The following is a 1122-nucleotide window of genomic DNA, read 5'->3' on the forward strand; positions in this document are numbered from 1 at the left end:
AACCATTCAATACATGACCCAGAAAACGGCCCTTTGAAATCCAGGCAGTTGTCTAATAAAATTGAGTTATTTGGATTGACTTAATCCGTATGTTTCTCAATTAACCAAATTATATTTAGGAGTAATCACATAGAAATACTTGCTTTTATTTGAATTAATAGCCAGCTATTATATATTCAACGAAAATATATTATTCATTACTACACTCTTTTTTATCAAAAAAAGACAGAAAATAAAAACCTCATATCTAAAAACAGTTTTTTTGTGAGCGAGTTCATGAAATGAAAATGATCATGATTCCGTCAACGCAGTCATATTTATTTTTATTTATATTTCAACCTATTACCAGAAGACAAACTTTTATGAATAAACATTAAACGGTTCAGTACACTAATCATATCAACTATATAAAAATATTATTCTTCAACGGCAATCATTTTAACTTTTTACACTGTGACTGTCAGATGTCGTTTTTTATTTCCCTTGATTTCATTTGGCCTTTACCCCTCCGTTATTTATTATTGTCCCCATTTTATTTATCACGGTTCAGCCGAAATATTCGGACAACGAAGTCCCTTCAAATTATCGTAATACAGCATATTACGTCCTTAATTAACCAATTTGTCGGAGACAATGTGAGTTAGATTTAAATCTTGTGCCCGAATGTTATGGCCTGCGTTGTTATCGGGCGGGATAGCCTATTTTATAACATTCCATCATCTCAGGGAGACAGGATCATGCTCCCAATAATTAGATATTGTGATAAACTTCCCATTTTTTATTATGGGTGAGATATGGCTAAAGTTGATGTGGTTTGTCGTTACTGTCACAAATCAGAGGATGTTAAAGGGCATGGAAAAGGAAGTAGTGGTCATCCCCGTTATCACTGCTATGCTTGCCGCAAAACCTTTCAACTGAATTACACCTATCAAGCCTGCAATCCTGGCATGAAAGAACAGATTGTTGATATGGCAATGAATAACTCGGGTGTTAGAGATACCGCTCGTGTTCTGAAAATTGGCATTAACACCGTCATTCGCACATTAAAAAACTCACGCCAGAAAATGTAACCTCGCGGCCTCTGGTGGGAAGTGACATCCAGATTATCTGTGAAATAGACGA

The 1122-nt window shown here is 35.1% G+C and carries 1 pseudogene; it reads left to right on the forward strand.

Features of this window, described 5'->3' with window-relative positions:
* Positions 1-794: 794 nt before the first annotated feature.
* Positions 795-1122 (forward strand): annotated as a pseudogene (locus ABLA85_RS17150) (IS1 family transposase); the annotation flags it as partial.

The sequence above is a fragment of the Xenorhabdus sp. SGI246 genome, from assembly GCF_040838225.1.
Classification (GTDB): domain Bacteria; phylum Pseudomonadota; class Gammaproteobacteria; order Enterobacterales; family Enterobacteriaceae; genus Xenorhabdus; species Xenorhabdus indica.